We start from the raw sequence: 24758 nt of genomic DNA on the forward strand, positions 1-24758 counted from the left end.
GTCTCGTGGGCTCGGAGATGTGTATAAGAGACAGCAGTATATGCATTAGGTGATCATTATGCGGTTTTTCACATTGTCTGAACAACGCGACGTTATCGCGTTGCCGTTATTTAGCACGACCGTATCGTGCGGTTTCCCCAGCCCGGCACAGGACTACGTTGAGCAACGCATTGATCTCAACGAGCTGCTTGTGCAGCATCCGTCGGCGACCTATTTCGTGAAAGCCGCGGGGGACAGCATGATTAACGGTGGGATCAGCTCGGGGGATCTGCTGGTTGTTGATAGTTCGCTGAAGGCAAAACAGGGTGATATTGTGATTGCCGCGGTGGACGGGGAGTTCACCGTCAAACAGCTACAGCTGCACCCGGTCGTTCAACTGAATCCGATGAATGAAGCCTATAGCCCGATTGTGATTGGGAGTGAAGGTATCCTCGATATCTTTGGCGTCGTCACCGGTATTGTGAAAATCAGACGCTAAATATGTTTGCCTTAGTGGACGTCAATAGTTTCTATGCTTCCTGTGAGATAGCCTTTCGTCCTGATTTGAAAGAGCGTCCGGTGATTGTGCTGAGCAACAACGATGGCTGTGTGATTGCGCGAAATGCGGCCGCAAAGCCGTTTGTCGAAATGGGCGTGCCCTATTTTAAACAAAAGGAAAAACTGCGGCATCATGGGGTCGTCTGCTTTAGCAGTAATTACGAGCTTTATGCCGATCTCTCCGAGCGCGTGATGGCGATTCTTGAAGAGATGACGCCGAAAGTTGAGATTTACAGCATCGATGAGGCGTTCTGTGATGTGACGGGCGTCAGCGCCTGCCGAAAGCTGACCGAGTTTGGCCAGGATATTCAGGAAACCATTCGACAGAGAACGCGTCTTACCGTTGGTGTCGGGATCGCGCCCACCAAGACGCTTGCCAAGCTGGCTAACTACGCGGCAAAAAAATGGCCTCAGACGGATGGCGTGGTGGATTTATCCAGTCCTGAGCGCCAGCGTCGGCTCCTGGCGTTGGTACCCGTGGAAGAGGTATGGGGGGTTGGGCGCCGTATCAGTAAAAAACTCAACGCCATGGGCATTATGACGGCGCTCGACTTAGCGCAACAATCAACATGGGTTATCCGTCGGCACTTTAGCGTGGTGCTGGAACGGACGATCCGCGAGCTGTGCGGTGAATCCTGTCTGGCATTTGAGGAGTTTTCGCCGGCTAAACAGGAGATTATTTGCTCGCGATCGTTTGGCGATCGTATTCGTGACTATGAATCTATGCGTCAGGCTATTTGCAGCTATGCGGCGCGTGCGGCGGAAAAACTGCGTCATGAGCGTCAGTTTTGCCGTTTTATCGCTACCTTTATTAAGACTTCACCCTTTTCAGCGAATGAAGTGTATTACGGCAATAATGCGGCGATTCGATTATTGACGCCGACTCAGGATTCTCGCGACATTATCAACGCGGCTACCCGTAGCCTGGACATTATTTGGCGAGAAGGCCATCGCTATCAGAAAGCAGGCGTAATGCTAGGGGATTTCTATAGCCGGGGCGTTGCTCAGTTTGATCTCTTTGATCATTATGTCCCGCATCATAATAGTGCTCAGTTGATGGAGACGCTGGATCGCCTGAATAAAAAAGAAGGGCGTGGAACACTCTATTTTGCCGGGCAGGGTATTGAACCATCATGGCAAATGAAACGTGGCATGCTCTCGCCACGTTATACAACGCGATATAGCGATCTGCTGCAGGTAAGATAGTTTTGATAAGAGCAGGCCTATCATTGGCCTGCTCTAAACGATACGACGCGATTAGTGGAAGCCCAGGCGAACCAGTTCAAGCGGGCAATACATACCTTCACACCCCTCAATCTCGACACAGTCAGCACGGCGTAACTGCTCAGCCGTTTTACCTTCACCGTGAATTGTGCGGATCACGCCGGTTGCGCCATTATTGGCAATCATGACAAGGCTACCGATAGTGATAGCGTTACGGTTACGATCGTAGGTTTTCATCGTCTCCTCCTTTCACTTGTTAGACGGGCAATATTTGCGGTGTGAATTAATAGCGCTGTCGAAAACGTGATGTTTTGAGCTTCGTCAAATTGGTGTTTTTTAAATGAGGATTATCGAGAAAATTTCAAGGTGATAATTTCGAGGCGGTATCGAGTGGGTTAAATAATAGCCATTGACCTGTGCGGCCATATTTCTACCGCCGGGAGTAGGACTTGAGATGACGGGCTTAATACGGCAATAGCGCGTATTAAGCCGTGCGGACCAGGGAAGTATGCGGCTACTTGATAAGCTTCGCCACATTCGGCCGGTTGCGATATTTATTATCCCATGGCATCCCGTAACCAATCAGGAGATCATCATTCTCCATTTCATAGGCATAATATTGTTTAACAGGGATGTCGACGCGACCGGGTTTGACAAACAAGACGGCAATGGATATCGAAGCCGGCTGGTAGTTCTCCGCAACAAATTCTACAAGGCGTTTCATGGTGCCGCCAGACTCAATGGCATCATCGATGATGATGACGTGGCGGCCTTGTATCTCAATATTATGATGATAAACAATCGTGGAGCTGTTGTTACGGTCGCCCGGAGTATGAGGGCACGAGATATAGTCCATGTTAACGTCAAAAGTCAGTTGCCGGGTCAAGTCTGCGGTGTACAGGATCCCGCCTGGAACGACAGTGATGACCACCGCATCCGTAAAATCCTGATTTAATCGCGCTGCGACGTGCCGGACGCCTGCTGCAATCGCCTCTTCGTCGAGGATGATGTCGCCAATATGCTGGTTTTTCAAGTGAACTCCATATGTCAGATGTTCTGTTCAGAAAGTAATCTACGGGCCAGTTTTAAGATTGTGATATGACGATATAAGGGGGCCAGCGTGGCCGAGCTGCGACCGAAATCGTTGTCTGGGCTTTTGTCTGCCTCTACGCCGCTTTTCGTTTTTGCTAGCAGCACATCGTTCATAACGACAAATCTAACATAAACCTGATGTAAGAAACGGAAATAATCAGTAACGCGAGCGTTTCCCTTCAACCATTGATGATATTTGTAGCGTTCAAACGCTGCTTAATATTCATTGTCCAATCCAAAATTCATTTCAGATAATTATCTTAATAGCCCGTATTTTATCTAACGATTCACTCATATTCGTGAGGTTCATAGTACGACCTTGCTGAAAGTATTATAGGGAATTGGCCACTTTTTTGTTTGCAGATGAAATGCATTAGGAGTGTTTAAGTGTTCGGCTGTTATTATCTTTCGGTATACGGCTAGGTGAATCGTTTCACACATTACAGTTTAACTTCAATACGTCTCGCTAGTTTATCAATGTCATTTCGTCAAATGTTAAATAAAACATCAATGTGAAAAAGTCTTTATTTTTCATTGCGTTATATTTTTATGTCTTAAATTAAATTCATAAAAATAAAATTAATGTCAATTTAAGGTGGGTATTTGTTGTTTTGGTGTGGCGGAATGTAACAAAGCGGTTATTGTTTATTAATCAATGTGTGTGGTGAATTTGCAGACGTTATTAAGGACTTACTGAAGTTAACTTTTTACCAGGCCAATGCAAGTAAAAGAGAGGCACAATGAAACTGAAGCTTATTGTCAAAAGTCTGGCTCTCGCTGGGCTGATGTCAACGGCAATTCTGCCAGCTTATGCCGATGTATCGGCGAAAGACGCAACTGACGCCACTAAAAAAGCCAACGATGCGCTTTACAACCAATTACCTTTTTCTGACAACACTGATTTTACCAATGCCCATAAAGGTTTTATCGCCGCGCTGCCGACTGATGTTATCAAAGGCGAGCAGGGTAATGTCATTTGGGATCCGCAGCAGTACGCGTTTATTAAAGAAGGTGAAAAGTCACCGGATACCGTTAACCCAAGCCTGTGGCGTCAATCGCAGCTGATTAACATCAGCGGCCTGTTTGAAGTCACTGACGGTGTATATCAAATCCGTAACCTTGATCTTTCCAACATGACCATCATTGAGGGGAAAGAGGGGATCACGGTGGTGGACCCACTGGTTTCTGCTGAAACCGCGAAAGTGGGGATGGAACTCTATTATAAAAATCGCGGTAAAAAACCAGTTGTTGCCATTATTTATACCCACAGCCACGTTGACCACTACGGCGGCGTTCGCGGCGTCGTTGATGAAGCCGATGTGAAATCTGGCAAAGTGAAGGTTTACGCCCCCTCTGGATTTATGGAAGCCGCCGTTGCGGAAAACATCATGGCCGGTAACGTGATGAGCCGCCGTGCGAGCTATATGTACGGTAACTTGTTGAAGCCTGATGCGAAAGGTCAGGTCGGCGCCGGGCTTGGGACAACAACCTCCGCCGGTACCGTCACGCTTATCGCCCCAACGAACATCATTGAAAAAGATGGTCAGAAAGAGGTGATTGATGGCCTGACATACGACTTCATGTTAGCGCCGGGTTCTGAGGCACCGTCTGAAATGCTGTGGTATATCGAAGAGAAAAAACTCATCGAATCGGCAGAAGATGTGACCCATACCCTGCATAATACTTACTCACTGCGTGGTGCGAAGATCCGTGAGCCACTGCCGTGGTCTAAATATATCAACGAAGCGATTGTCCGCTGGGGTGATAAAGCTGAGATCATTATGGCTCAGCACCACTGGCCAACCTGGGGCAATGAAAACGTCGTTAATCTGCTGAAAAGTCAGCGTGACCTCTATCGTTACATTAACGACCAGACGCTACGTATGGCGAACCAGGGCCTGACACGCGATGAAATCGCCGCCGACTTCAAGCTGCCGGACAGTCTGGCCCATACCTGGGCTAACCGTGGCTACTATGGTTCGGTCAGTCATGACGTGAAGGCCACCTATGTGCTGTACCTCGGCTGGTTTGATGGCAACCCGGCAACGCTGGATGAGTTGCCACCAGAGGAAGCTGCGAAGAAATTCGTTGATTATATGGGTGGCGCAGATGCCATTATGACCAAAGCCAAAGAAGACTTTGCTCAGGGTAACTATCGCTGGGTTGCGCAGGTGGTCAGCAAAATTGTCTTTGCCGATCCGAAAAACCAGGAAGCTCGAAATCTGGAAGCAGACGCGCTGGAGCAGTTGGGCTATCAGGCTGAATCGGGCCCATGGCGTAACTTCTACCTGACCGGTGCGCAGGAGCTGCGTAATGGCGTGCTGAAAGGGCCAACGCCGAATACTGCGAGCCCGGATACCGTACGGGCAATGACACCAGAAATGTTCTTTGATTATCTGGCGGTACATATCAACGGACAGAAAGCCGGCAATGCGAAAGCCGTATTTAACATTGACCTCGGTAACGACGGTGGTAAATACAAACTGGAGCTGGAAAACGGTGTGCTGAACCATACCGCCGATGCAGAAGCGAAAGATGCTGACGCAACCATTACGCTGGACCGTGCAACCTTGAATAAAATCATCCTGAAAGAGGAAACGCTCAAACAGGCTGAAGATAAAGGGGAAGTGAAGGTCGCAGGGAATGGTGCGAAGCTTGAAGAGATGCTGGGTTATATGGACAAATTTGAATTCTGGTTCAATATTGTCACGCCGTAATACTGGCCACGTTGAACAAGCTGCCTACGGGCAGCTTTTTTATTAGGAATATTTATATATAAATGATTCAGTACTTGAGGTTACTAGCCTGTACCGCCATGAAAATACTCTACAGGGAAGTCCAGAAATAAATTAAAAAGCGATTATCAGCGTCGAATAAACATTTTATTGTAGCGCCACTTTACAGGTAACTCCCTGACTAATGGCAAATCGATAATAGGAAAATTATGAAGAAGGCGCTTATTACTCTCATCATTGCGAACGCATTGACGGCAACAACGGCATTTGCGGCCGCGGATGCTGGAACCTGGTATGCAGGTGGCAAATTTGGTTGGTCACACTATTTTGACACCAGTGCCAGTCAGCAAACGGGCGCGGATGGACATCAATATGGCGATGTCAGTTTTGACAGCGATAATGTCGGCGGTGGTGTATTTACAGGCTACCAAATCACGCCATGGCTGGCCGTGGAAGGTGGTTATGATTACTTAGGCAATATGCAGTTTAATGGCAAAAATGGCGCATCGGGATCCCAGATGAAAAGCCAGGGCTTACAACTCTCGTTGAAAGCAAGCTATGGGCTGACGGATAACTGGGACCTTTATGGCCGTGCCGGTGCGATGGGATACCGTGCGGAATCTGATATTAAAGGCCATAACCGCTTTGAAACCGGCGTACGTCCGGTGGTTGCGGTGGGGACTGAATATGCCTTTAATAAGAACTGGGCAGGGCGACTGGAATATCAGTGGGTGAGCAATGTGGGTAATGAAAACCAGATTGGCGTATCGAGCGATGTGAGTTCGGTGACCGCAGGTCTGTCATACCGATTTGGCCAGCATGATGATGCACCTGTCGTTGCCGCGCCAGCGGTTGTCACTGCTCCCGTCGCCGAACCTCAGCGCTTTAATTTAAAATCGGATGTGATGTTTGGTTATGACTCCGCGACACTCACACCGGAAGGTAAAGCAGCCGTTTCACAGTTGTATCAGAGTCCTGGCATGCAGCCGGCAAAAGACAAAGCCACGGTAGTGATTGGCTACAGTGACCGAACTGGCGCTGCCAACTACAACCAACAGCTGTCGGCGCAACGTGCGCAAGCCGTGGCAGATGAACTGGTCGCATTAGGTATGCCAGCCGCCAATATTACGGCTGAAGGGCATGGCGCAAATGATTCCGTGACGGGGACAAGTTGTGATGGGCAGTCTGGCCAGCAGCTGATTCACTGTCTCGCACCGGATCGCCATGTGGTGATTGAAATTTCAGATAAGCATTAAGAAGCCGCTGCAGGGCTGTCCGTCACGGATGTCCGTGATATCTGCTCGCCGTTGCTCATTGAGCCACCCAGGGAAAGCTCCCTGGGTTTTCACTCAAGCGATGGGATACTATTTTTTTGCGTTGCGATAATCGTATTTATCGCGCTTGTGCTGATATAAGAGGCTATCTGCTCTAAGAAACGCCGATTCCAGCGTGTCATCTTTATCTAACTGGTAACAGCCATATGAGAAATTAACCAAATTATCTCTATCAATAATGGCTAGTTTTTCGTGAATTCGCGAGATAATCACGTGAGAACTCTGCAATGTGTTATCAATAAGAATCAGGTTGAACTCATCCCCGCCAAGACGGATCCCGTAATCACTTTTACGGATAGATAATGACAGCGCCATGCCGAGATTTTGAATCACCTTATCGCCAATATGATGACCCAGCGTATCATTAATGCTTTTTAGCCCGTCACTATCGATGGCAATAACCGTTATGGCGATATTTCGCTCAATGAGCATTTGTATTTTTTCGTGCAGGGATGGTGTTAATATTTTTCTATTGTACAGTCCCGTCATTGAGTCGGTAACGTTGTCTCTGGATAAAAATTCATTTTTGGCAAACTGCGTTTTGGTATACTTACAGATTATTATTGTGCTGGTAATATATAAAACAATTAGCCAGGCATTGTTGAGCAGGATATAGATATAACCCAGTTTTACATGTAGGGTATAATTTTTGGTGATTTCCTCTTCATAATCGAGAGTAGACAGCGTCGGGTATTTAGGTTTATGGAATAAAATTTCTGAACCGGTTATGTCATCTGTTACGTAGAGATTCAGGAAATTCCACAGAAATGGTCTGTCGATAGTGAAGAATGAGGTGGCCAAACTCTCAATGCTAATATCGGTGATGAAGATGCCTTTCATCTTTTCTCTATCAAAAACAGGGGTCAGCATGCTGATAATGTTTTGTTGGGTGTACCCATCCTCGTAAACGCGAGAAGTAATGCTCTCTCCGCTATACAGATCGGCAAGTGCGGCATCATCTATTTCTATTGTTTGTGCACTTTTTGAAATGTTGATTGAATTGCCATCGGCAACTAACCAGTTGTTAAAGGTATAGTTATTGGTATCAACAAGTTTATTGATGTAAATATAATTATTAGACAGATCTATATAATACCGAATGTCATCGAAAAGGTAGCCGTTATAGTTTGAGAAACTATACTTTCCTTCATTTCTGAAAATAGTTTTGTTTATGTCGGCAAGTGCTGGCAGGTCTTGACTCCAGGTCTTACAATCCGTGTTCCGCGTCTGCAGTGTACCGTCGATTTCCGTGGTGGTCTTTTTTGTTAAATTAAGGCCTGTAATGTCACCAATTCTTTCAATTTTATCACAAATATTTTTCGCGGTGATGCTACTGTGCTGCGCTCGCGGAGCGGCGAAATCTTTTGATAGCTGGAATGCGATTTTTTGGTTAATAAACTCTTCAAAAAATAATGCCGACTTTCCATTTTCTACAACATAACCCAGGTAGTTATGCAGTCGTTCCGTTTCTTTAGCAAAGATGGAAACAAATATAGAAGTTGTGAGCGTAATGATAATGATTATTGCAAAGAGGTATTTTTTTTGTAACACAACAGTAAGACCTTAACGCAAATCCGTTTACAATGACAGAGTGTATTCTATCATCCAAAATTATATATCTCATATAAAATCTGCGTGAATGTCATTTATCATTATATGCGAGGAACGTATTCGCCATTAATCAGACAGGGCATTTGTGTGGCATAACCCTTTACACTCGCGTCTGCCCAGCATTGTTTTTTTATCTCTACGATCTCGTCGTTTGCATTAAAACTTATCGGGTAGGGGGTTGACCTGCATCAGAATCCCACGCTGGATCTCAATGTAACCCCCTTCCTTGAGTTGCGACAATATGCGCATAATCCCGCTGCGCGACAGGTTGGTTTTGTCTCGAATGTAGCTTTCTGCAGTGATCCTCAAGCGAAATCCAGGATCTTCACTCATGAGCTCAAAGAGCTGGGCCTTGATCATGTCGTAAGATGTGGGGGCAGTGAGAATTTTATTAGAAGCGTATAACTTGCTGGTGATAATCATCATATGCATCGCCAGAAGCTCCCAGAGGTTTTGCTCGCGGATAATCTCCTGTGCCTTGTCGAGTGACATAATGCCAATATCGGATGCGCTCAGCATTTTGATGTAGCCGTTCATCGAATGGGTTGCCAGGTTGCCAATACCGATTAGCGACGGTGAGCTGATCGATGCCATCGCAAGGTCGTCATCGTCGCGGTGCACAATGACATGGCCATTGACAATAAGATAACAGTAGTGATTCTGCCCGCTTCGTAAAAAGAGGCGTTTGCGTGCCACCACGCGTTTTAATTCGGCGTAAGGGAGGAGTTTCTCAACCAACTCTCTAGAGTAAGGTGAAGGTGGGGTGATCGTGGATTGGGGCACCCTGGGCATAGATAACTCTGCATCAACTATGGATTTTTCTTAGTATAGTTATCTACCAGCATGTTTTATGTACTTTATGTGAATAAGTTAGGGCTTAGCCACTTCTGAATGTTTATCCGGTAATGGTGTTAGCTCAATGAGTATACCGCGCTCCAGTCTGATGTAACCCGCATCACGTAATTGCCCAAGAATACGCATAATTCCGCTGCGTGAAAGACATGTTCTGTCCAGAATGTAGTTTGCTGCGGTAAAGCGACGCTTTACCTGAGACGGTTCCTGGTCCAATTGATACAGTTGGTATTTAATTATTTCATACGAAGACATGTGTGACGTAATACTATATTGCTCATAGACGCTGGACGCGGTGTAAACCAGCAGACGGCACATGTCTTGCCATAGAGCATATTTCTCAACCAAAAGATTAAATCGTTCAAGGGGTAAGCGGCATACTGTAGACGGCGTCATGGCCCGAATATATAACCCATCGCCATGGTAAAATTGATTACACACGCCAAGAATAAAAGGCGCGTGCTCGGTACTTAATACCATGCCATCGCCATGGCGATTAAGCGTAAGCTCACCCTCCTGCAATAAATAGCAGTACCGGACACCATTGTAATGGTAACGAAGTATACTTCCGCGAGAAATCTCAATGCTTTCACCGTAAGGTGAGAACCAGCCGATAAGATGATTTATTTCCGGCGTGGGTTTCATTTTTATCTATTTCCTCTGAAGGAATATGGTGTTGTGTATGGTTATTTTTATACGATGAAGTCGATGGCTATCATAGCCAGAAGAATACGGGCTTTAAATAAAAAATCACTCTCATTTTAGACTTTTTAGTTTGTATTTTGTGCATTCACACGACGGCACACAAACCTGGTGATGTTGGTTTTATGTTAAGAAATGAGTCTACAATTGGTCTCAATTGAAATTGTTAGTGAGAAAGCGTTCTTATATATTCCTGTTCGAGTGGCGCGGTAATATTTATCAGGTGAAGGATGGAGTTCTATATCGATGATGAATGTTAATCGCTTCATTCGTTTTTAATATATTTCAATGTGATAATTCATCCTGTCAATATATGGAATCTGACGTGGTTTTTGTCACTCTCCAGATATAAAAATTCTGCTCTTAAGGAAATAGAAATGAAATTGAAAGCACTCGCCATCGTTTTTGCCGCAACCGGTATCTTCGCCTCTGTGGCTGCGAACTCTGCACCACTGGCAAGCGGCACGGTGAAATTCGAAGGGAAAATTCTTGATGCTGGTTGCAAAGTGGATGTGACCACCAGCAACCAAACGGTAAAACTTGGGGAGTGGCCAAAAGATCAGTTTACCGCAGCAGATCAGACCACAGCCGCTACCGCGTTTACGATTAAGCTCACCGCTTGCCCAGAAGAAGTGACCTCTGCGCATGTTCAATTTTCAGGTAATGAAGATGCAACAAACCCAGCGCTCTTAGCCGTCACGGGTGGTGCGACTGGCGTTGGTATCAACATCATGACCGCTGATGACACTCAGTTACCTATTAACGGCACCAACGACTATCGCTATACCTTAGCGGCGACACCGGCTGAAAATAGCCTGGCGTTCTCTGCTCAGTACCAATCAACGGCTGCTAGCGTCGGTGCGGGTGATGCTAACGGTACGGCTGACTTCATCGTCAACTACAACTAATTTCCCTCGCTGAAATTATCCGGGGCTGGACACGGCCCCGTTTTAAGAGAAATAAAATGAACTTTCTGAGTAAATCCCTTATTGCTGGTGTCACCGTTTTATCAGGGCTTATGACCGCGCAGGCTGGTATTGTTATTGGCGGCACGCGGGTTATCTATGACGGAAGCAAGAAAGAAACCTCTATTAGCGTAACGAACCCAGACTCAACACCCTATTTGATTCAGTCATGGGTTGATATGCCAGGAGGCACTAAGAAAGCCCCTTTTATTGTGACACCACCGTTATATCGCCTTGATAAAGGCCAGCAGAACGTTGAGCGTATCGTGATGGCCGGTGGTTTGCCTCAGGATAAGGAATCTCTGTACTGGTTGAATATTAAGTCTATACCTGCGTCAGAACGCAAATCAAATACCTTGCAGATTGCTATTAAATCAAGAATGAAACTTATTTATCGCCCTGCGACATTGGCTGATATCAGTCAGGATGAACTCTATGAGTTAGCCAATAAATTAACATGGCAGCGCGTTGGTAACCAGTTACAGGTTAATAACTCCAGTAAGTATATTTTTAATTTCAATGAAATTAGTGTCGGCGGCAAAAAAATCGAGAACGTTACTTTTGTCATGCCAGAGTCCAGCGAGCGTTTTGACCTTCCTGCTGGGGCGTCCGGTGGCAATATTTCATTTAAGACGATCGGTGATTTTGGCGGCGTGAGTGCGGCGCATAGCGCTCATTTTTAAACACCAAAGTAAATAAGCAAGGATTGCTTGAATGGAGTGTTCGTTTATGTGCCGAATATCAGAGTCTACTGCTTTCAAATATGCACGACTGGCATATTTGATTGCCTTTGCTATTTCAGGATTCACGCAAACGGCCTCTGCCCGCGATTATTTTAACCCTGAATTACTTGAACGTGATAGCACAGGAAAGAGAGACGTCGATCTTTCCGCTTTTGAGAATGGTTCACAAATTCCTGGGACCTACCGGGTTGACGTTCTCCTCGATCAGCAAGATATCGATACCCGAGACATTACCTTTACGGCAAACAACGATCCTGATGGGGAAGGTAGCCTGCAACCCTGCATCAGTGTTGATTTGCTTAAGAGCTGGGGTGTTAAAACGGAACTGTTTCCAGGGCTGTCAAAAACGGGTGATTGTGCCGATTTGAGCGCGATACCCCAGGCAACAACAGAGTTCCAGTTTAGTGCACAGCGGCTGCTTATTAGCATTCCGCAAGCCGCGCTTTCGCAGCAGGCCCGCGGCTATGTACCGCCAGCGCAGTGGGATGAAGGGATCACGGCGGCGATGCTGAATTATTCGCTGAGCGGCGATAATAACTGGGCACGTAATGGTTCTGACGGGGGCAGTAACAGCCAGTACATGAACCTTCGCCCCGGAGTGAATATCGGACCATGGCGCCTACGGAATTACACGACCTGGAATCGCGACAGCAACGGGCAGGATAACTGGGATACCGTATATACCTATTTGCAGCGCGCCATCATTCCGCTCAAAGCGCAGCTTACGGTCGGTGATAGCTCATCGCCGGGGGATATTTTCGATAGTTTACCCTTTCGCGGCGCACAGATTGCCTCGGATGATGACATGATCCCCGACTCTCAAAAAGGTTATGCGCCCGTGATTCGCGGTATTGCGCGTACAAACGCGCAGGTGGTTATTCGCCAGAACGGCTACGTCATCTACCAAAGCTACGTTGCCCCGGGGGCTTTTGAAATCACCGATATGTATCCGACGGGGAGCGCTGGCGATTTAAACGTCACGGTGAAAGAAGCCGACGGCAGCGAACAAAAATTCACGGTGCCATTTGCATCGTTGCCCGTTTTACAGCGTGAAGGGCGATTTAAGTATGCCATTACCGGCGGCCAGTACCGTTCCTACAACAGTAGCGTCGATAAAACATCCTACGGACAAATCACGGCAATTTATGGTTTGCCTCGAGGATTTACGATTTATGGCGGCGTCCAGCAGTCGGATAAATATCAATCGGCGGCACTGGGTAGCGGTATCAACATGGGCGCGCTGGGGGCGTTTTCTACTGACGTTACCATGGCGAAATCCTCGCCATATCAGCAGGACTCCTCAAGCGGCCAGTCGTGGCGTATTCGTTACAGCAAAAACTTTGTGGAGACAGGGACCAATTTTGCGATTGCCGGCTACCGCTATTCGACCAGCGGTTACTACGGTATGCAGGAGGTGCTTGATTCTTATGGCGACAGCAGTGCATTACAAGATCGTCGCCGCAACAGAATGGAATTGACGTTGAGCCAGACGCTGGGTGATGACCTGGGGTCGCTGTCGATAAGCGGCGTGCGGGAGGATTACTGGAATTCCGATCAAAGCATGGAGTCGCTCAGCGTGGGGTACAACAACAACTGGAAAGGGATAACTTACGGCGTTACCTACACCTACAGTAAGAATGGTGGCGGCGAATATTATGGCAACACAGCGACCTATGACCACGATCAGCAGCTAGCTCTCAATATAGGGATCCCGCTGGAACGGTTTTTACCCGGTACATGGGCGGGCTATAGCATGAATAGCAGCAAGAATAACGGTACTACGCACAATGTCAGCCTCAACGGCGTTGCCCTGGAAAATAATGCTCTGAGCTGGGGCGTTCAGCAGGGTTACGGCACCAATAATATGGGCTATTCGGGCAGCACCAACGCTGACTATAAGGGAACTTATGGGGAAGTGAGCGGTGGTTATTCTTATGACGATAATACCGAAAGACTTAATTACGGCCTGCAGGGCGGAATTATTGCTCACGCGAATGGAATTACATTGTCACAACCGCTGAATGAAACCAACGTGCTGATTCAGGCTCCCGGCGCTCATGGCGTCAGCGTGCAGAATCAGACCGGAGTGAAGACTGATTTTCGTGGCTATACCGTCGCAGGGAATGTAACGCCGTATCGAGAGAACACATTGACCCTGAACCCGCTGTCAATGCCGGATGATGTTGACCTGGAGCTGACCAGCCAAACCGTTGTCCCTACGCGTGGCGCCATCGTCAGAGCGCGATATAACACCAACAGAGGGCTCAAAATACTGCTCACGCTCGTGAATGCCGATGGAAATGCCGTTCCCTTTGGGGCCACGGTGGTTAACGCAGAGCACCAGGATAAAAGCTTTATCGTGGGCGAGCAGGGGCAAGTGTATTTAACCGGTATGGAGCCAACCGGGAGTTTGAGCGTGGATTGGGGCAATGATGCGAAACGCCGATGCCGTGTTAATTACGATACCACTGGGGCCGAAGTGACGGCCGGGATCGTGATGCTTTCGGCTCGCTGTACCCACTAACTGAGAAATCCAATAAGGCTAAATGAATCATGCGTAACGTTTTACGATATGGGTTTTGTCTGCTGGTAGCACTTATCGGCACCGGTCAGGTTTGGGCTAGCTGTTCGCTATCGCCTTACGGATATGAAACACGAAACGTGAATATTGGTTCCGTTACGGTCCCTCGGGATGCAACAAGTGGCACGGTATTAACCACTGTTGCTGGTGCACCCTGGGAAATGGGGCAAGATCTTTGGGGGTGCACAACGAGCTGGACCTATATCTGGTCGATGCGCCTTTTCAGTGTACGTTCTGAATTAGCCGATGTTTATAAAACCAATATTACCGGCGTTGGGATCCGGCTGACGGATGTTTCTGCCGGTAAAACCTTGCCCTACACCATGAGTATGGCGGCTAACCAATATGCAAGAATAGGTTCTGGTATCCAGACAGAGCTGGTCAAAATAGACGGTGCCGTATCCGGTGGAAATCTTACGTTAGGCAAGCTTGCGGTTGCATCAATTAGCGGTTTTGAAGATACCGGTGATGTGAAATTAACGTCGGGTACGATTACCAAGGTGGCTTGTTCACTGGGGGCCACCAAGGCGCTAACGTTTAATTTGGGCGATATACCGTTGAGCAATTTCAGTGACGCGGTCGGGTATTCCCCAAGCTCAAATCAGGATACGCAAAGCCTGGCGCTGGATTGCGATGCTGGGGCGAATGTCAATGTCACCCTGCAGGGATCGCAAAATCCTGATGTTGGCACCAATACCGTTCTTGAGTTGACCGGGCAAGGAGGGGCTGGTGTGGCTCAGGGCGTTGGGGTACAGATTCTGTATAACGGAACGCCGCTGGTGCTGGGCAGTAAACTTTTGCTCAAACAGTCGGCGGGGGGCCAGGAAACATTCCCGTTCGTTGCCCGTTATTACCAAACCCGGACAACGGTTGTTGAAGGTTCGGCCAATACATCAGCGACCTTAAGTATCACCTACCAATAGGGCAGACAGGGATGAAAACGAGTTGTATTTTAAGCGTGCTGCTATTGGCGGCGACCCCAGCGCTGGCTGACGATCCGGTACCGGTTAATGTTTATGGCAATGTGATTGCGTCCGCCTGCAATATTAGTGATGAAAGTGTTTACCAGCAGGTTAATTTGGGCGATGAGATCTCAAACCTAAAATTAAAAACCGCAGGCACCGCGACTGACTGGGTCGATTTCCATATCAAACTTGTCGATTGTCCGTCGGCGACCACCAAGGCGGTGATGACTTTTCATGGCGATGAGGATGAGTCTAATCCAGACGATATGTATCGAAACAGCGGCAGTGCAAAGAATGTGGCAGTCCAGGTGCAAAGTCTGGAGGGTGACAAATTGGGCGATGGGAAATCGATTACCGGGAATATCGTCAACAATGCCTATACCTATAATTTGCATGCCAGGGTTTATACGCCACAGGGTAATGCGAGTTCTGGCACCATTGAGGCGGTGGTGACGGCGACATTTGTCTATCAGTAGGTGACGTTGGCCGTATCCGCGGTTGATTGCCTATCCTATAAATAGGTATTAACTATACATCTTTTATTTATGACCTTGTTTGCTGGTTATAAATCATATAGTCATTATTTTTCAATGCATTGAACATTTTCTCACCCACCTGTTAACCCTGCACTTAGGGTCTATGCTTAGTAAAAGCAGCCAAAATGCCCCCGTATCTCTGAAAGCCCCTGCTGCCAAGGGGTTGAAGTGATTATCATTATCACTACCATAGGGGGATGCCCTGGGGGCTTTAACTCATAAGGTGGACCTATGGATTTGCAATCAGAAACCTTCAATCCAGCCGATTTTACCTGGCGAGGCGTCAGTATGACGCCGGCTGCGGCGGCTCATGTCTGCGAACTGGCGGAAAAACAGCACGTGCAGGGGATACGTCTGGGCGTGAAAACGTCCGGCTGTGCCGGTTTTGCTTATGTGCTGGATACCGTGACTGAACCTAAAAAAGACGACCTGCTGTTTGAGTCCGACGGCGCCAAGCTGTGGGTGCCGCTGCAGGCGATGCCGTTTATCGATGGTACCGAGGTGGACTACGTCCGCGAAGGCTTAAACCAGATATTCAAATTCCATAACCCGAAGGCGCAGAACGAGTGCGGCTGCGGCGAAAGCTTCGGGGTATAGGCGGTATATAATGACGCGTAATACTGACGCAACTGACGATGTCCAGACCTGGGCCGGTGGCCCGCTAAATTATAAAGAAGGCTTCTTTACTCAGCTGCAAACCGATGAGCTGGCAAAGGGCATCAACGAAGAGGTCGTGCGGGCGATTTCCGCGCGCCGCAATGAACCGGAGTGGATGCTGGAGTTTCGTCTCAAGGCCTACCATGCGTGGCTGGAGATGGAAGAACCACACTGGCTCAAAGCAAAATATGACGGCTTAAACTATCAGGATTACAGCTACTACTCGGCACCGTCGTGCGGCAACTGCGACGATACCTGCGCTTCTGAACCGGGTGCTCAGCAGCAGCCGGGGACCAGCAGCTTTTTGACGGACGAAGTAGAAGCGGCCTTTAATCAACTGGGCGTGCCGGTACGTGAAGGCAAAGAAGTGGCGGTTGACGCTATTTTTGACTCCGTATCGGTGGCGACCACGTATCGTGAAAAACTGGCGGAGCAGGGGATCATTTTTTGCTCCTTCGGTGAGGCGATACACGATCACGCCGATTTAGTGAAAAGCTACCTTGGTACGGTCGTCCCGGCAAACGATAACTTTTTTGCCGCGCTCAACGCCGCGGTAGCGTCTGACGGCACTTTTATCTATATCCCGAAAGGCGTACGTTGCCCGATGGAGCTGTCTACCTATTTTCGCATTAACGCCGAAAAAACCGGTCAGTTTGAACGAACGATTTTGATTGCCGATGAAGGAAGCTACGTCAGCTACATTGAAGGCTGCTCCGCACCGGTTCGCGAAAGCTACCAGCTGCATGCGGCGGTGGTTGAGGTGATCATCCATAAAGATGCAGAGGTCAAATACTCCACCGTGCAGAACTGGTTCCCCGGCGATAACAACAGCGGCGGGATCCTTAACTTCGTCACCAAGCGCGCATTGTGCGAAGGTGAAAACAGCAAAATGTCCTGGACGCAGTCGGAAACCGGCTCGGCAATTACCTGGAAATACCCGAGCTGCATTCTGCGCGGCGATAATTCCGTTGGTGAATTCTTCTCAGTGGCATTAACCAGCGGCCACCAGCAGGCCGACACCGGCACCAAGATGATCCACATCGGCAAGAATACCAAATCGACCATTATCTCGAAGGGGATCTCCGCCGGACATAGCCAGAACAGCTACCGTGGCTTAGTGAAAATCATGCCTACCGCCACCAACGCGCGTAACTATACCCAATGCGACTCCATGCTTATCGGCCCGGACTGCGGCGCGCATACGTTCCCTTATGTGGAATGTCGCAATAACAGCGCGCAGCTGGAACACGAGGCGACGACCTCGCGCATTGGTGAGGATCAGCTGTTTTACTGTCTGCAGCGCGGAATTAGTGAAGATGATGCGATCTCGATGATCGTGAACGGTTTTTGTAAGGATGTTTTCTCGGAACTGCCGCTGGAGTTTGCCGTGGAAGCACAAAAACTGCTGGCTATCAGCCTCGAACACAGCGTCGGTTAAGTATTAAGGGAAGCGATATGTTGAGTATCAAAGATTTACAGGTATCCGTTGACGATAAAGCGATCCTGCGCGGCGTAAGCCTGAACGTGCGTCCAGGCGAAGTCCACGCCATTATGGGGCCAAATGGCTCAGGGAAAAGTACGCTCTCTGCTACCCTGGCGGGGCGTGAAGATTATACCGTGACCGGCGGTGAAGTGACGTTCAAAGGCCACGATCTGCTGGAGATGTCGCCGGAGGAACGTGCCGGCGAAGGTATCTTTATGGCCTTTCAGTATCCGGTCGAAATCCCCGGCGTTAGCAACCAGTTCTTCCTGCAAACCGCGCTGAACGCGGTGCGTGCGCATCGCGGACAGGAACCGCTGGATCGTTTTGATTTTCAGGATCTGATGGAAGAGAAAATCGATCTGCTGAAAATGCCGGCCGATCTGTTAACCCGTTCAGTGAACGTTGGTTTCTCCGGCGGTGAAAAAAAACGTAATGACATCCTACAGATGGCGGTGCTGGAGCCGTCATTGTGTATTCTGGATGAGACGGATTCCGGGTTAGACATCGATGCCTTAAAAATCGTCTCCGAGGGGGTCAATTCCCTGCGCGATGGTAAGCGTGCTTTTATCATCGTTACCCACTATCAGCGGATCCTCGATTACATCAAGCCGGATGTAGTGCACGTGCTGTATCAGGGACGCATCGTGAAATCCGGGGACTTCACGCTGGTGAAACAACTGGAGGAGCAGGGCTATGGCTGGCTTAGCGAACAACAGTAGCGCGCTGCAGCAGTGGCATGCGCTGTTTCAGGCGCGCGGCGGGCAGGCCTCACCACAGGCGCAGGCGCATCTTAAGCAGGTTAAACAGCTTGGGCTGCCATCGCGTAAAGACGAGGACTGGAAATACACTTCGCTGGATAAACTGCTGACCAGCACGTTTGTCGCACCGGCATTACCGGCATTGACGGTGGCAGAGCGCGATACGCATGCGCTGGCATTAGATGCCTGGCGGTTGGTGTTTGTCGACGGGCAGTTCGATGCCCGGTTGAGCGACGATCTCACCGACAGCGGTTTTGAGGTGGTGGTGAATAACCAGCGTCAATCGCTGCCGGAAGCCGTGCATGGCGAAATCTTCTTGCATCTGACCGAAAGTTTGGCCACCAGCGTAACGCATATTCAGGTGCGCCGTCATCAGCACCCGGCGAAGCCGCTACTGTTATTGCACATCACTCGCGGCCTGGCGAGCGACGAGATGAACACGGCGCATTATCGCCATCATCTGCAGATAGAGAGCGGGGCGCAAGCCACGGTGATTGAGCAGTACGTGAGCCTGAATGAAACGCGGCACTTTACCGGCTCCCGGTTGACTGCCGACGTGGCAGATAACGCTCAGCTTCAACACCTCAAGCTGGGGTTTGAAAATGCGAGCAGCTACCACTTTGCCCATAACGATCTGCGCTTAGGACGCGACGCTTCGGCCTTCAGCCACAGTTTTCTGCTGGGCGCAGCGGTCACTCGCCATCACACCAGCACGCAGCTAAACGGTGAAAACAGCACGCTGAGGGTCAACAGCCTGTCGATGCCGGTGAACACTGAAGTGTGCGACACCCGCACCTGGCTTGAGCACAATAAGGGCTACTGCAACAGTCGCCAGTTGCATAAGACCATCGTCAGTGACAAGGGGCGCGCCGTGTTTAACGGCGTGATAACCGTTGCTCCGCATGCGATTAAAACCGACGGACAGATGACCAATAACAATCTGTTGCTGGGGCGTCTGGCCGAGGTGGATACCAAACCGCAGCTGGAAATCTACGCTGATGACGTGAAGTGCAGCCACGGCGCCACCGTGGGCCGCATCGATGATGAACAACTCTTTTATCTACGCTCGCGCGGCGTCGCGCTGGAGGAGGCAAAAAAAATCATCCTCTATGCGTTTGCTGCGGGCTTAACGGACGCCATTACCCTCGAACCGCTCAAACAGTACGTACTGGCGCGGATTGGGCAACGTCTGTCTGGAGGTGAACGATGACCTTTTCCGTACAACAGGTGCGTAGCGATTTTCCCGTTCTGGCGCGTGAGGTCAACGGGCAACCGCTGGCCTACCTTGATTCCGCCGCCAGCGCGCAGAAACCTGAACAGGTGATCCACGCGGAAGCCACTTTTTATCGTCATGGCTACGCAGCTGTTCATCGCGGGATCCATACTTTAAGCGCTGAGGCGACGCAGCGGATGGAGGAGGTGCGCCAGAAGGTGGCGCGATTCCTCAACGCCGCAAGTGCAGAAGAAATTGTCTTCGTCCGCGGCACGACCGAAGCCATTAATCTGGTGGCTAATAGCTGGGGCACCAGCAACGTCAAGGCGGGTGACAACATCGTCATTACCGCCATGGAACATCACGCTAATATTGTGCCGTGGCAAATGCTTTGCACGCGTAGCGGGGCCGAGCTGCGCGTCATTCCGTTAAACGCCGACGGTACGCTACAGCTGGAGGCTGCCACAAAGCTGTTTGATGAGCGCACGCGCCTGCTGGCCGTCACGCAGGTATCCAACGTGTTGGGTACCGAGAACCCGCTGGCGGAACTGATTACGCTGGCTCACCAACACGGTGCGAAAGTGTTGGTGGATGGGGCTCAGGCGGTGATGCATCACCCGGTTGATGTGCAGGCTCTCGACTGTGACTTTTACGCCTTCTCTGGCCATAAGCTGTACGGGCCAACGGGCATCGGCGCTCTGTACGTCAAAGAGGATATTCTTCAGGCAATGCCACCGTGGGAAGGCGGCGGCTCGATGATCGCCACGGTAAGCTTGACGGAAGGCACTACCTGGGCGAAAGCGCCGTGGCGGTTTGAAGCCGGTACCCCCAATACGGGGGGCATCATTGGCCTGGGCGCCGCGCTGGATTACGTGAATGGCTTGGGGCTGACGGCTATCGGTGAATATGAGCAAACGCTGATGCGCTATGCGCTTGATGCGCTCGCCACCATTCCTGAGCTTCATCTGTATGGTCCGGCTAACCGGCTGGGGGTGATTGCGTTTAATCTTGGAAAACACCACGCCTATGATGTGGGGAGTTTCCTTGATAACTACGGTATTGCCGTTCGAACCGGGCACCACTGCGCGATGCCGTTGATGGAATTCTATCAGGTTCCTGCCATGTGTCGGGCATCGCTGGCCATGTACAACACCGTTGAAGAGGTAGACCGGCTGGTGGCGGGGCTACAGCGCATTCAACGTTTACTGGGATAACAGGGAGCCCACGATGGCGGTTTTACCGGATAAAGAGAAACTGTTACGCAATTTTAATCGTTGCGCTAACTGGGAAGAAAAATATCTTTATATCATTGAATTAGGACAGCGACTGCCGCCGCTCAGCCCGGAGCAGCACACGGCAAAAAACATCATCCAGGGTTGTCAAAGCCAGGTGTGGATCGTGATGGACCGCGATGAGCAGGGATGTATCACATTAGTCGGCGATAGCGACGCGGCCATTGTTAAGGGCTTGATTGCGGTTGTGTTTATCCTCTACGATGGAATGACCGCCGCTGATGTACAAGCCTTTGATGTTCGTCCCTGGTTTGAGCAGATGGCGCTGGCTCAGCATTTAACGCCATCACGTTCTCAGGGACTGGAGGCGATGATCCGCGCAATCCGCACGCGTGCGGCGAGTTTTAGCTAATATAGAAAAGACAGCTTCGATTCTGTTATGAAGAAAGGCGGGCGGGTTGCCCGCCCTACTGGTCGTTCAGCTTTCTGGCACGTTGTCAGTGAATATGAATAAGGAATCCAGATATGAAGCGCGCGTCCCTTTTAACACTCAGCATTTTAAGCGCCCTCAGCGCGATTTCTAGCGCTTGGGCCGTCGACTACCCGTTACCCCCTGCCAACAGCCGTTTAATCGGTCAGAACCAAACCTACACCGTTCAGGAAGGGGATAAGAACCTCCAGGCTATCGCCCGACGCTTTGATACGGCGGCGATGCTTATCCTCGAAGCCAATAATACCATCGCACCGGTCCCTAGAGCGGGCACCGTAGTGACCATCCCATCGCAGATGCTGCTGCCGGATGTACCGCGTGAAGGCATTGTGGTCAACCTGGCGGAGCTGCGTCTGTACTACTTCCCGCCGGGAGAACAACAGGTGCAGGTCTATCCCATTGGCATAGGTCTGCAAGGGCTGGAAACGCCGGAAATGACCACCCGTGTTGGCCAGAAAATCCCTAACCCAACGTGGACGCCAACGGTGGGCATCCGTAAGCGCTCTCAGGAGCGCGGCGTGACGTTACCGGCGGTTGTCCCCGCTGGGCCAAATAACCCGCTGGGGCTCTTTGCACTGCGTCTGGCGTACGGTAATGGTGAGTACCTTATCCACGGAACCAACGCCCCCGATAGCGTCGGCCTGCGCGTGAGCTCTGGCTGTATCCGAATGAATGCGCCGGATATCAAAGCGCTGTTTGGTCAGGTGCGCAGCGGCACAACGGTCAGAGTCATTAACGAGCCGGTAAAATACTCGGTGGAGCCTAACGGAACTCGCTACCTGGAAGTGCATCGTCCGCTGTCGCAGGATGCTGCTCAGGATACGCAAACCATGAAGATGACGTTGTCACCCGCCTTTAAGCAATTTGTCGAACAGGCAAGCGTTAGCGAAACCCAGGTGAAGCAAATCCTGTCGCGCCGGGCAGGTTATCCGATAATGATGTCTGGTGAAAAGGGAGCGACCACTGCATCCGTGCTCTCGGCACAAAATGGCGAGCTGTCTTCAGAGAAGGTCACGCAGTAGGAAGGGGATAAATCGAAGGCAAAAAAAATGGCGCACAATGTGCGCCATTTTTATTACCAGAACTCTTACTTACGGTAAGAGTGAGCCTGGTTGTCCAGACGCTGGTTAGCGCGTGCTGCGTCGTCTTTAGCAGCCTGAACGTCGGAACGCACTGCGTTCACGTCGTTGCTCAGCTGGTCAACTTTAGCGTTCAGAGTCTGAACGTCAGAAGACAGCTGATCGATTTTAGCATTGCTGGAGCAACCTGCCAGCAGAGTAGAACCCAGGATTACCGCGCCCAGTACCAGTTTAGTACGATTCATTATAAATACCCTCTAGATTGAGTTAATCTCCATGTAGCGTTACAAGTATTACACAAACTTTTTTATATTGAGAATATTTTTTTATCCGTTTTCCCTTATTTTTGATCGTTCGCTCAAAGAAGCACCGACTTTAGGGGTTTGCAGAGAAAAAGTCTGTGAAAACAGGTAACTTCCATCGGATTCATCTTAGATAATCTCAATTTAAATAGTGAATTCCTATTTGATTTTTATTGAGGCGCATTTTCTGAATGTATAAAAAAAGCGCCCGTCGGGCGCTTTTTTAAGCAAACTATAATAAGTATGTAGATTATTACAGTACGTGCACGGAAGCCGTGTTGGTGGTGCCGCTTGGTACCAGAGCACCAGAAACCATCACGACCACGTCGCCTTTCTGTGCCAGGCCGCTTTCTACAGCCACTTCTTTACCCATGCGGTAGAAATCATCGGTAGAGCTGATTTCTTTAACAACCTGTGCAACAACACCTTTGCTCAGCACCAGCTGACGCGCGGTGGTTTCGTTGGTGGTCAGCGCCAGGATGGTTGCGTCTGGGAAGTATTTACGGATTGCACGAGCAGATTTACCGCCCTGAGTTGCAACAACAATCAGCGGAGCATCCAGTTTTTCTGCAGTTTCAACCGCGCCACGGCAAACGGCTTCAGTGATGCGCAGTTTACGGCTGTCGTTGTTGAAGTCCAGACGGCTGGTCATCACGCGGTCAGTACGCTCACAGATGGTCGCCATGATAGTCACAGCTTCCAGCGGGTATTTACCTTTAGCGGATTCGCCGGACAGCATCACTGCATCGGTGCCGTCGAGGATGGCGTTAGCCACGTCGCCTGCTTCAGCGCGGGTAGGGCGTGGGTTTTTGATCATGGAATCCAGCATCTGGGTCGCAGTGATAACGACTTTACGTGCACGGATACATTTTTCGATGATCATTTTCTGGGCGAAGATAACTTCTTCAACCGGGATTTCAACACCCATGTCGCCACGAGCAACCATGATGCCGTCAGACGCTTCGAGGATTTCGTCGAAGTTGTTCAGGCCTTCCTGGTTTTCGATCTTGGAGATGATCTGGATGTTTTCGCCGCCGTGAGCTTTCAGGTGCTCACGGATCTCAACCACGTCAGAACGCTTACGGATGAAGGACGCTGCTACGAAGTCAACGCCTTGCTCGCAACCGAAGATCAGATCCTGTTTGTCTTTCTCAGCCAGTGCTGGCAGAGCGATGGAAACGCCTGGCAGGTTAACGCCTTTGTTTTCGCCCAGGTCACCGTTGTTCAGTACTTTACAGATGACTTTGTTACCTTCGATAGCGGTAACTTCCATACCGATCAGACCATCATCAACCAGAACGGTATTGCCTACGGTCAGGTCAGTGGTGAAGCCTTCATAGGTGACAGCAACGATTTCGCTGTTACCTACGACAGATTTGTCGGTGGTGAAAGTGAAGGTCTGGCCAGCTTTCAGGGAAACGTCGTTACCGCCTTCCAGCTTAATGGTACGAATTTCTGGGCCTTTGGTATCCAGCAGGATAGCGGCTTTCTTACCGGTTTTGCTCATCACGTTACGCAGGTTTTTGATGCGCTGGCCGTGTTCAGCATAGTCACCGTGGGAGAAGTTCAGACGCATAACGTTCATGCCAGCATCAAGCATTTTGCCTAACATTTCTTCGGATTCAGTTTTTGGTCCGATGGTGCAAACAATTTTGGTCTTTTTCATG

General features: G+C 49.6%; 23 protein-coding genes. 16 read left to right on the top strand and 7 right to left on the bottom strand.

Annotated elements, in window-relative coordinates; translation table 11 throughout:
- Positions 1–58: 58 nt before the first annotated feature.
- On the top strand, positions 59–478 hold the full coding sequence (locus KP80_RS17630; RefSeq protein WP_052284931.1) for a translesion error-prone DNA polymerase V autoproteolytic subunit: 420 nt from the start codon (positions 59–61) through the stop codon (positions 476–478).
- 2 nt (positions 479–480) lie between these two features.
- Positions 481–1743 (top strand): translesion error-prone DNA polymerase V subunit UmuC, encoded by a 1263-nt coding sequence (gene umuC, locus KP80_RS17635; RefSeq protein WP_052284932.1) that lies wholly within the window; start codon positions 481–483, stop codon positions 1741–1743.
- 51 nt (positions 1744–1794) lie between these two features.
- Here umuC and ydfZ read toward each other — a convergent pair whose 3' ends face one another.
- Positions 1795–1998 carry a putative selenium delivery protein YdfZ gene (gene ydfZ, locus KP80_RS17640; protein ID WP_052284933.1) on the bottom strand — a complete coding sequence of 68 codons (204 nt, stop codon included), beginning with the start codon at positions 1996–1998 and terminating at the stop codon, positions 1795–1797.
- Between the two features lie 277 nt (positions 1999–2275).
- Positions 2276–2794 (bottom strand): phosphoribosyltransferase, encoded by a 519-nt coding sequence (locus KP80_RS17645; RefSeq protein WP_052284934.1) that lies wholly within the window; start codon positions 2792–2794, stop codon positions 2276–2278.
- A gap of 799 nt (positions 2795–3593) precedes the next feature.
- On the opposite strand from KP80_RS17645, the gene KP80_RS17650 reads away from it, so the two are divergent.
- A complete protein-coding gene (locus KP80_RS17650) occupies positions 3594–5570 on the top strand; it encodes an alkyl/aryl-sulfatase (protein ID WP_052284935.1) in 1977 nt (658 codons plus the stop codon).
- Positions 5571–5797: 227 nt separating this feature from the next.
- Positions 5798–6844: a porin OmpA gene (gene ompA, locus KP80_RS17655; RefSeq protein WP_052284936.1), complete on the top strand. Its 1047-nt coding sequence runs from the start codon at positions 5798–5800 to the stop codon at positions 6842–6844.
- Between the two features lie 108 nt (positions 6845–6952).
- Here the strand turns inward: ompA and dgcJ are convergent, their stop codons facing one another.
- The 3 genes from dgcJ to KP80_RS17670 all read right to left on the bottom strand — a co-directional run bounded on the left by dgcJ (position 6953) and on the right by KP80_RS17670 (position 10030).
- Positions 6953–8473, bottom strand: a complete 1521-nt coding sequence (gene dgcJ, locus KP80_RS17660) for a diguanylate cyclase DgcJ (RefSeq protein ID WP_052284937.1) — start codon at positions 8471–8473, stop codon at positions 6953–6955.
- A 216-nt stretch (positions 8474–8689) separates the two neighbouring features.
- On the bottom strand, positions 8690–9271 hold the full coding sequence (locus KP80_RS17665; protein WP_197276170.1) for a helix-turn-helix domain-containing protein: 582 nt from the start codon (positions 9269–9271) through the stop codon (positions 8690–8692).
- 132 nt (positions 9272–9403) lie between these two features.
- The gene (locus tag KP80_RS17670) at positions 9404–10030 is read right to left on the bottom strand and encodes a helix-turn-helix domain-containing protein (protein WP_052284939.1); all 627 of its coding nucleotides are present in this window, start codon (positions 10028–10030) and stop codon (positions 9404–9406) included.
- A 434-nt stretch (positions 10031–10464) separates the two neighbouring features.
- Between KP80_RS17670 and KP80_RS17675 the strand changes: the two genes are divergently transcribed.
- The 12 genes from KP80_RS17675 to ldtE all read left to right on the top strand — a co-directional run bounded on the left by KP80_RS17675 (position 10465) and on the right by ldtE (position 22732).
- Complete coding sequence (locus KP80_RS17675; RefSeq protein ID WP_052284940.1) at positions 10465–10995, top strand: fimbrial protein; 531 nt, start codon at positions 10465–10467, stop codon at positions 10993–10995.
- Between the two features lie 56 nt (positions 10996–11051).
- The gene (locus tag KP80_RS17680) at positions 11052–11735 is read left to right on the top strand and encodes a molecular chaperone (protein ID WP_052284941.1); all 684 of its coding nucleotides are present in this window, start codon (positions 11052–11054) and stop codon (positions 11733–11735) included.
- 46 nt (positions 11736–11781) lie between these two features.
- The gene (locus tag KP80_RS17685; RefSeq protein WP_052284975.1) at positions 11782–14319 is read left to right on the top strand and encodes a fimbria/pilus outer membrane usher protein; all 2538 of its coding nucleotides are present in this window, start codon (positions 11782–11784) and stop codon (positions 14317–14319) included.
- Between the two features lie 29 nt (positions 14320–14348).
- The gene (locus KP80_RS17690) at positions 14349–15299 is read left to right on the top strand and encodes a fimbrial protein (protein WP_072129159.1); all 951 of its coding nucleotides are present in this window, start codon (positions 14349–14351) and stop codon (positions 15297–15299) included.
- 11 nt (positions 15300–15310) lie between these two features.
- Complete coding sequence (locus KP80_RS17695) at positions 15311–15817, top strand: fimbrial protein (RefSeq protein ID WP_052284943.1); 507 nt, start codon at positions 15311–15313, stop codon at positions 15815–15817.
- A 291-nt stretch (positions 15818–16108) separates the two neighbouring features.
- Positions 16109–16474 carry a Fe-S cluster assembly scaffold SufA gene (gene sufA, locus KP80_RS17700; RefSeq protein ID WP_052284944.1) on the top strand — a complete coding sequence of 122 codons (366 nt, stop codon included), beginning with the start codon at positions 16109–16111 and terminating at the stop codon, positions 16472–16474.
- 10 nt (positions 16475–16484) lie between these two features.
- Positions 16485–17972 (top strand): Fe-S cluster assembly protein SufB, encoded by a 1488-nt coding sequence (gene sufB / locus KP80_RS17705; protein ID WP_052284945.1) that lies wholly within the window; start codon positions 16485–16487, stop codon positions 17970–17972.
- 17 nt (positions 17973–17989) lie between these two features.
- On the top strand, positions 17990–18736 hold the full coding sequence (sufC, locus tag KP80_RS17710) for a Fe-S cluster assembly ATPase SufC (RefSeq protein ID WP_052284946.1): 747 nt from the start codon (positions 17990–17992) through the stop codon (positions 18734–18736).
- Positions 18711–19985, top strand: coding sequence for a Fe-S cluster assembly protein SufD (gene sufD, locus KP80_RS17715; protein ID WP_052284947.1), 1275 nt, complete (start codon positions 18711–18713; stop codon positions 19983–19985). The genes sufC and sufD overlap by 26 nt, the downstream gene beginning before the upstream one ends.
- On the top strand, positions 19982–21202 hold the full coding sequence (gene sufS, locus KP80_RS17720) for a cysteine desulfurase SufS (protein ID WP_052284948.1): 1221 nt from the start codon (positions 19982–19984) through the stop codon (positions 21200–21202). Before sufD ends, sufS begins: the two co-directional genes overlap by 4 nt.
- A 13-nt stretch (positions 21203–21215) precedes the next feature.
- Positions 21216–21632, top strand: a complete 417-nt coding sequence (sufE, locus tag KP80_RS17725; RefSeq protein WP_052284949.1) for a cysteine desulfuration protein SufE — start codon at positions 21216–21218, stop codon at positions 21630–21632.
- Positions 21633–21745: 113 nt separating this feature from the next.
- Entirely contained in the window at positions 21746–22732 is a 987-nt protein-coding gene (ldtE, locus tag KP80_RS17730) for a L,D-transpeptidase LdtE (protein ID WP_052284950.1), read from the top strand.
- 65 nt (positions 22733–22797) lie between these two features.
- On the opposite strand, the gene KP80_RS17735 is transcribed toward ldtE, so the two are convergent.
- Both KP80_RS17735 and pykF read right to left on the bottom strand, forming a co-directional pair.
- Entirely contained in the window at positions 22798–23034 is a 237-nt protein-coding gene (locus tag KP80_RS17735; RefSeq protein WP_006118977.1) for a major outer membrane lipoprotein, read from the bottom strand.
- A gap of 310 nt (positions 23035–23344) precedes the next feature.
- Positions 23345–24757, bottom strand: coding sequence for a pyruvate kinase PykF (pykF, locus tag KP80_RS17740; protein ID WP_052284951.1), 1413 nt, complete (start codon positions 24755–24757; stop codon positions 23345–23347).
- Position 24758 lies beyond the last annotated feature (1 nt).

The organism is Kluyvera genomosp. 1, from assembly GCF_001266615.1.
In the GTDB taxonomy this organism is placed as follows: Bacteria; Pseudomonadota; Gammaproteobacteria; order Enterobacterales; family Enterobacteriaceae; genus Kluyvera; species Kluyvera cryocrescens_A.